The sequence below is a fragment of the Arthrobacter sp. 10T413_2 genome, from assembly GCF_056394205.1.
This window is the reverse complement of the sequence record NZ_JBFTHK010000222.1, coordinates 1-5877: the sequence shown is the minus strand read 5'-3', so window position 1 is coordinate 5877 and position 5877 is coordinate 1. Positions and strand designations below refer to the sequence as shown.

Here is a 5877-nt window from a genome sequence, read left to right as displayed (position 1 = left end):
GTGGTGTTCCAGAGGCGGATAGACGCTCAGGCCGTTGATGGCGGGCCGGGTGCGCCCTTCCCAGTGGACCGGCTTCTGCGCCCGGACCTTGTCGAAGAGCTCGAGCTTTTCCTCGAAGAGGACGTCGTAGTCGGCCAGATCCAGACCGAACAGCGGGAAGGATTCGATKAACGAACCGCGGCCCAGCATGATTTCGGCCCGGCCGCTGGAGATGGCGTCCACCGTGGCAAAGCGCTGGAACACCCGGATGGGGTCATCGGARCTGAGGACGGTGACGGCCRAACCGAGCCGGATGTGCTTGGTGCGGGCAGCCGCCGCGGCGAGGAAGACTTCCGGGGCCGAGACTGCGAAATCGCGGCGGTGGTGCTCMCCCACGGCGAAGGCGTGCAGGCCGACCTCGTCCGCGAGCTCGGCCTGTTCCAAGAGCTGCCGCAGKACCTGGGCGTGCKGGACGGGGTGGCCGTCGGGGAAAACGCCGACGTCACCGAAGGTGTTCACGCCAAGGAGGATGCGTTCCGGCCCCACCGGGGCCGTGGGGTTCTCCCCGGATGCCGGCTCAGGCGCAGTCGCGGTGTTCACCGGGATTCCTTCAGCCAGCCGGCCAGCTCGCTGGCCCAGTAGGTCAGCACCATGTTGGCGCCCGCGCGCTTGATGCCCAGGACGGATTCGGTGATGGCGGCCCGGCGGTCGATCCAGCCGTTCGCTGCGGCGGCCTCGATCATCGAGTACTCGCCGGAAATCTGGTAGGCGGCGACCGGCACCGGGCTCATGGCGGCGACGTCGGCGAGGATGTCCAGGTAGCTCATGGCGGGCTTCACCATGACCATGTCGGCGCCTTCGGCCAGGTCCAGGTCCACCTCGAGGATGGCTTCCCGGCGGTTGGCGGCGTCCATCTGGTAAGTGCGGCGGTCGCCGGTCAGCTGCGAGTCGACGGCCTCGCGGAACGGGCCGTAGAACGCCGAGGCGTACTTAGCGGCGTAAGCGACCACGGCGGTGGTGGCGTGCCCGGATTCCTCGAGAGCCTGCCGGATGACGGCGACCTGGCCGTCCATCATGCCGGACGGGCCCAGGACGTGGGCGCCGGCGTCGGCCTGTGCGACGGCCATCTGGCCGTAGATTTCCAGKGTCGCGTCGTTGTCCACGTAGCCGTTGGCGTCCAGGACGCCGCAGTGGCCGTGGTCGGTGAATTCGTCGAGGCACACATCGCTCATGATCACGAGCTCGTCGCCAACTTCGGCGCGGACGTCCCTGATGGCCTTGTTCAGCACACCGTCAGGGTCCAGGGAGGCGGTGCCGCGCGCGTCCCGGACGGCGGGGACACCGAACAGCATGATGCCGCCGACGCCCAGCTGCACGGCCTCGGCAGCGGCCCGCTTGAGCGAATCGGTGGTGTGCTGCTGCACGCCGGGCATCGAGGCAATCGGGTTGGGCTCGGACAGGCCTTCGCGGATGAAGGCGGGAAGGATCAGTTCCGCAGCGGAGAGGCGGTGCTCCGCGGTCAGGCGCCGCATGGCGGGGGTGGTGCGKAGCCGGCGGGGCCGGTGGGTCGGGAAGCTCATGTGTTGTCCTTCGCTGGATGCTGGGATGGTTGGGAGCGKACGACGGCGGCGACGAGGCCTGACGCGGTGGGAGCTTCGGCGACGGCGGCGACGGTGAGTCCAAGACCGGCCGCCTCCCCCGCCGTCGAGCGCCCGATCGCAACGAACCGGCACGCGCCGAGCGGGGCCAGGTCCGCGTGGATGCGACGGGCCGCGCTCGGCGAGGCGGCGACGACGGCGTCGAGCCGTCCGGCCCGGATCTCACGTTTCGCGTCGGCGGCCGTGAGGACATCTGCCGGCGCCCCGGCGTCGGCCTCCTCCAGCGGGGGCCTGCAGGCCGGGAGGCTCAGGCCGGGATCGGCCGGGTAGTCCACCGTCCGGTAGGCGGTGACGGCCTGCACCGACGCGCCGCGGGCTTCCAACCCGCGGCGGAGCCGGGAATCGGCGATGTCCGCCTGGGGCAGGAACACGCTGTTGCGGCCTTCGGGCCAGACGCCGAGCAGGCCGGTGCCGGACTGCAGTGCCGTCGGTGCGAGGTCCACGCTGACACCCCGGGACTCGAGGATCTGCCGCGTCGCAGGGCCGATCGTGGCCACCTGGACGTGGCCGGGAAGCCAGGCGCCCAGGGTGGAGCCACGCTCCGCGGCCTTGGCCTCCAGCACCTGGACGGTGGTCGCGCTGCTGATGACGAGCCAGTTGTAGGCGCCAGCGCCCAAGGCATCGAAGGCGACGTCGAGGGAGTGCTGGTCGCGTGCCACCTCGAAGTCGATCAGGGGCAGCAGCACCGGCTCGGCGCCCAGGCGGCGCAGGGCCGCGACCAGCTCGCCGGCGCGGTCCGGGCTGCGGGCGATCAGGATCCGGGCTCCCGCGAGGGCTCCCTGGTCGTGGGTGGCCKGCCCGCTGCTGCCCTCATTGAGGGCATTGTCCCCTCCCATGATGCGGTCCCGTCCCATAATGCGCTGGATCCCCCGGTTCAGGATGCGGTCAGGTCCGCGATATCGGCGGCGCCGCGGGCCAGCAGGACTTCCGCCAGTTCGATCCCCAGCAGGGTGGCCCCGACCTCGGTCAGTCCGTCGGTGGCCTTCCGGTCCCGGACGGTGGCAGTGCCGTCGACGGCGCAGACCACGGCTTCGAGGTGCAGCATGCTTCCCTTGCGGTAGGCGTAGGCGCCCACCGGTGCGGCACAGCCTGCCTCAAGGCGGGCCAGGAGCGCCCGCTCGGCGGTGACGGCGAGCCGGGTGTCGTGATMGTCGAGGGCTGCGAGGGCCTGGGCGAGGACGCCCTGGGACCCTTCGGTGGACCCGGCCTTGCGGGGCGCGTCGGCCGTGCGGCATTCGATCGCGAGGGATCCCTGCCCGGCGGCGGGCAGCATGATGTCCGTCTCGAGGTATTCGCTGACCGAGTCCAGCCGGCCGATCCGGTGCAGCCCGGCGGCGGCGAGGACGACGGCGTCGAGGTCGCAGGACTTGCCGTCCACCACGGCGTCGGTCGTGTTGCCCGGCAGGCCGGGGACGCGTCCGAGCCGGGTGTCGACGTTACCGCGGATGTCCCGGATGTCCAGGTCGGGGCGGGCGGCGCGCAGCTGGGCTGCGCGTCGCGGGGAACCGGTGCCCACGCTGGCGCCGGCGGGCAGGTCCGCGAGCTTGAGCCCGTCGCGGGCGCAGAGCACATCGCGGACGTCGACGCGTTTCGGCGTCGCCGCGAGCGTCAGGCCAAGCGCCGTCCCGGTGGGCAGGTCCTTGAGCGAGTGCACGGCGACGTCGCATGCGTTCTGCAGCAGGGCGTCGCGCAGGGCCGCCACGAACACGCCGGTTCCGCCCATCTGGGACAGCGATCCGGTGAGGACATCACCGTCGGTCCGGATGTGGACAAGCTCCACGGCGAACCCGCCGACGGCGGCCAGCTGGTCCGCGGTCTGCTGCGTCTGGGTGAGGGCCAGTTTGCTGGCGCGGGTTCCGATCCGGACGGTCACGGCGTTGCCTGACCAGCCGCCGGGGTCGCCATATCCGCGGCTGCGGGCGTTGCGGCGGGGTAGGGATCGTGGCCCGTGCCGATGCTGGTGTCAGCGCCCGCGATGGTGGGCTTTTCGCCGCGGAAGTTGGCGCAGCAGCCGGGCCGGCAGACGTCGTACCAGGGGCCGAGTTTGSTCAGGTGGGGCCGGTCCGCGATGTTGTTCGCCGCGGTCCGTTCGCAAATCAGGTCCACGATCCCGCCGACGAACTTCCGGTGCGTCCCGGGGGTGGGGACGCGGGTGGCCGCCAGGCCCAGCTTGCCGCAGGTCTCCAGTGCCTCGGTGTCCAGGTCCCAGACAACCTCCATGTGGTCGCTGACGAAGCCCAKCGGCACGATCACGACGCCCTTGACGCCTTGGCCGGCGAGCTCCTCGATGGCGTCGTTGATGTCGGGTTCGAGCCACGGGACGTGCGGGGCGCCGGAGCGGGACTGGTAGACGAGGGACCACGGTGCGGTCAGGCCGGTCTCGGCCTCGACGCGGCGGATGACCTCGGTTCCGGTGGCCAGGTGCTGGGCCACGTAGGCGGAGTCTTCCTCGAAGTGGCGGGGCTCGCCCTCGGAGCGGCCGGCGGCTTCGGCGTCGCGGGTCGGGATGGAGTGGGTGGCAAACAGGATGTGCACCGGGGCGTCGGGGGTGCCGGCCGCGGCAAGCTGTGCGCGGACGTCGGCCAGGCCGGCGGCGGTGCCCTCGATGAACGGCTCGACGAAGCCCGGGTGGTCAAAGTACTGCCGCACCTTGTCCACTTCGAGTTTTCCGTCCAGCCCGGTTTCGGTCAGGGCCATGCCAATGTCCTCGCGGTACTGGCGGCAGCTGGAGTAGCAGGAGTAGGCGCTCGTGGTGACCATGAGGACCTTGCGGTGCCCGGCGTCGTACATCTCCTGGAGCGTCTGCGGGATGTAGGGATCCCAGTTGCGGTTGCCCCAGAAGACCGGCAGTTCGATCCCGCGGGTGGCAAGTTCGGCCTCCATGGCGGCCTTGAGGGCGCGGTTCTGCTGGTTGATAGGGCTGATGCCGCCGTTGGCGCGGTAGTGGTGCGAGACCGCTTCGAGCCGCTCGTCCGGGATGCCGCGGCCCCGGGTGACATTGCGGAGGAACGGGATGACGTCCTCCTGGCCTTCCGGGCCGCCGAAGGACGCGAGGAGGACGGCGTCGTACTCCTTGGGAGCCATCCGGCCCGCCTCGGTGACGGGGTTCACCGCGGTCACCKCMGTGGCGGTCTCCTGGGGATCCAGCGGGCTCATGCAAGGACCTCGGCGATCTCGGCGGCGCTGACGCGCCGGCCGGTGTAGAAGGGGATTTCCTCGCGGACATGGTGACGCGCCTCAGTGGCGCGCAGGTGGCGCATCAGGTCGACGAGGTCAACGAGTTCGGGAGCTTCCAGGCCGAGGATCCATTCCCAGTCACCCAAGGCGAAGGAGGAGACGGTGTTGGAGATGACCTGCGGGAAGTCGCGGCCCAGGAGGCCGTGGTCGCGAAGCATCGCGCCGCGCTCGGCGTCCGGCAGGAGGTACCACTCGTAGGAGCGGACGAACGGGTAGACGCACAGCCACTCTGCCGGTTCGACGCCGCGGGAGTAGGCGGGCGTGTGGTTCTTGGCGAACTCCKCCTCGCGGTGGACGCCCATGGCGGACCAGGCGATCTCGGTCCCGGTGAAGAGCGTGCTGCGGCGGATGTCCCGGACGGCCCGCTGCAGGGCCTCGGGCTTGGGCCCGTGGAGCCAGATCATGATGTCCGCGTCCGCGCGCATGGCGGAAACGTCGTAGCTGCCGCGGTGGACCACGCCGGCGTCGGCGAGGCGTGTCAGGAGGGACTCGAAGTCCGGGGCCGCATCCGCGTCGCGGGCGGTGTCCGCGGTCMGCTTGAAAACGGTCCAGAGGGTAAAGAACTGCTCGGTTGAATCGTCGGGCGCCGATGCCCCGGCGACTGACTCTCCGGGGACGGGCGTTCMGGTTTTAGTGACAGATTCGGCAGAAGTGTGGCTCATGGTTAMCAGTCTGCCTCCTCTCCCCAGCTAAGTCGAAAAAAAGCACTTCTACAACGCGTAGAAGTGCTTTATTTCACAAGTCGGGGGCGACTGCCCTGGAATCCGGGCCGGCCCGATGTTGTCAGCTCCTGCGCATCCGGACAGCGATGACGCCAGCGCCGACTGACAGCGCCACCAGGCAGATGCCCCAGCCGATCAGCGGGGACGGTCCGGCCGGTTCCACGGCGGACGTGGCCTGCAGCGACGTGCTGCCGGAGTGGCCCGCGGCTGCGGCCGGTGCTGTTTTCGAACCGGCCGCGTTCGAACCGGTGGAGGAGGGCCGGGGCGTTGCAGTATTCGAT

At 70.4% G+C, this 5877-nt stretch carries 7 protein-coding genes; all 7 read right to left on the bottom strand.

The window, feature by feature from the left end:
- Positions 1 to 579 (bottom strand): LLM class flavin-dependent oxidoreductase (locus AC1DBQ_RS20960; RefSeq protein ID WP_476930346.1); only part of this gene is annotated, 579 nt, incomplete at its 3' end.
- Positions 576 to 1559: a porphobilinogen synthase gene (hemB, locus tag AC1DBQ_RS20955; RefSeq protein WP_476930345.1), complete on the bottom strand. Its 984-nt coding sequence runs from the start codon at positions 1557 to 1559 to the stop codon at positions 576 to 578. The genes AC1DBQ_RS20960 and hemB, both read right to left, overlap by 4 nt.
- Complete coding sequence (locus AC1DBQ_RS20950) at positions 1556 to 2473, bottom strand: uroporphyrinogen-III synthase (protein ID WP_476930344.1); 918 nt, start codon at positions 2471 to 2473, stop codon at positions 1556 to 1558. The genes hemB and AC1DBQ_RS20950 overlap by 4 nt, the downstream gene beginning before the upstream one ends.
- A gap of 38 nt (positions 2474 to 2511) precedes the next feature.
- Entirely contained in the window at positions 2512 to 3510 is a 999-nt protein-coding gene (gene hemC, locus AC1DBQ_RS20945) for a hydroxymethylbilane synthase (RefSeq protein ID WP_476930343.1), read from the bottom strand.
- A complete protein-coding gene (locus AC1DBQ_RS20940; protein WP_476930342.1) occupies positions 3507 to 4793 on the bottom strand; it encodes a ferrochelatase in 1287 nt (428 codons plus the stop codon). The genes hemC and AC1DBQ_RS20940 overlap by 4 nt, the downstream gene beginning before the upstream one ends.
- A complete protein-coding gene (hemQ, locus tag AC1DBQ_RS20935; protein ID WP_476930341.1) occupies positions 4790 to 5536 on the bottom strand; it encodes a hydrogen peroxide-dependent heme synthase in 747 nt (248 codons plus the stop codon). The genes AC1DBQ_RS20940 and hemQ overlap by 4 nt, the downstream gene beginning before the upstream one ends.
- 121 nt (positions 5537 to 5657) lie before the next feature.
- On the bottom strand, positions 5658 to 5877 hold a 220-nt coding region (locus tag AC1DBQ_RS20930; RefSeq protein WP_476930340.1), incomplete at its 5' end, for a hypothetical protein.